Source organism: Enterobacter sichuanensis (assembly GCF_002939185.1).
Lineage (GTDB): Bacteria > Pseudomonadota > Gammaproteobacteria > Enterobacterales > Enterobacteriaceae > Enterobacter > Enterobacter sichuanensis.
In genome coordinates, this window is sequence record NZ_POVL01000149.1 from 1 (window position 1) to 1,128 (window position 1,128).

The 1,128-nt window shown below is 49.5% G+C and carries 1 protein-coding gene; it reads right to left on the bottom strand.

The window, feature by feature from the left end; genetic code table 11:
* Nucleotides 1–476: 476 nt before the first annotated feature.
* Nucleotides 477–626 (bottom strand): hypothetical protein, encoded by a 150-nt coding sequence (locus C5687_RS24940; protein WP_166479530.1) that lies wholly within the window; start codon nucleotides 624–626, stop codon nucleotides 477–479.
* Between the last annotated feature and the right edge of the window lie 502 nt (nucleotides 627–1,128).

The window sequence follows — 1,128 nt, forward strand, 5'->3', positions numbered from 1 at the left end:
GGCCCTCAGAGCATCTGTGCTCAGTGTAAACCGGTAAGGGGGTCGGATGTACAAATGGTTCAGAGAACGGATCTGAGGTAATCCTGTAGTTATTTTGTAGTTTATCTGTAGTCATCGCACTAAAAATCAGGATTAAATCATCAACTTTTGTAGTCTTCCTGTAGTTTGCCTGTAGTCCGGAAAAATAATCCGTTCATGCAAGCATGAACGAAGCAGTTAAAGACGCTTTTTCGTCACCAATGCTCCTTAACCTGCGCAGTACACCCGGCCAGAATGATAATTTTTTGCCCCTTAAATGGTCATACACCTAACGCAGCCGCGATTTTCATCGCAACTGCATGAATTAAAAGGTAAAAACTGAAATCTCCGTTTATTCATGTAATACGCAACGTATTACAATCACCTGTAATTACATGAAAATAAAGAAATAAAATGTAATACCGGCGTATTACCGCGTACGCGGGCAAGCGAAAAAGCTATAACGCTTCCCGGCCGACAGGCGGCCCGGAATCCACAGGGGCGTGCAGGTTCTCTTCAGTAACCTGCGCCATTAAATCAAAAACGTCATATTCGCCGGGAAGCGGAGCATCAGTCGCATCCCGTTGTTCATCATACTCAGATGGCATGGGGTGATATCCAGTAGCTGAGAGATTGTTAGCGGGTTTCGGGGCGCAGCCCTGAACCAGTCACGTAGCGCTAGCGGAGTGTATACTGGCTTAATATGTTACGGATGAGTAACACGTAATGAAAGTGCTTCATGTGGCAGGGGAAAAATGCAGCGGCAGGGCGTACAGGAGAAAATGGAGGTTACGGTGATATGACGCCTCCTCGCTCACTCGGTCGCTGACGCTCCTGCCGTGAGTCTGCGGCGGGCGTTACCTGCACACGGATAAGAGCAAAGACATACGGCATGACAAGCGGGGCAGCAAAAGGCTGCGGAGCTGCCGTTTTTCCATAGGCTCCGCCCCCCTGACAAGCATCACGAAAATCTGACGCTCAAATCAGTGGTGGCGAAACCCGACAGGACTATAAAGATCCCAGGCGTTTCCCCCTGGTAGCTCCCTCGTGCGCTCTCCTGTTCCTGCCATTCGGTTTACCGGTGTCATTCCGCTGTTATGGCCGCGTTTG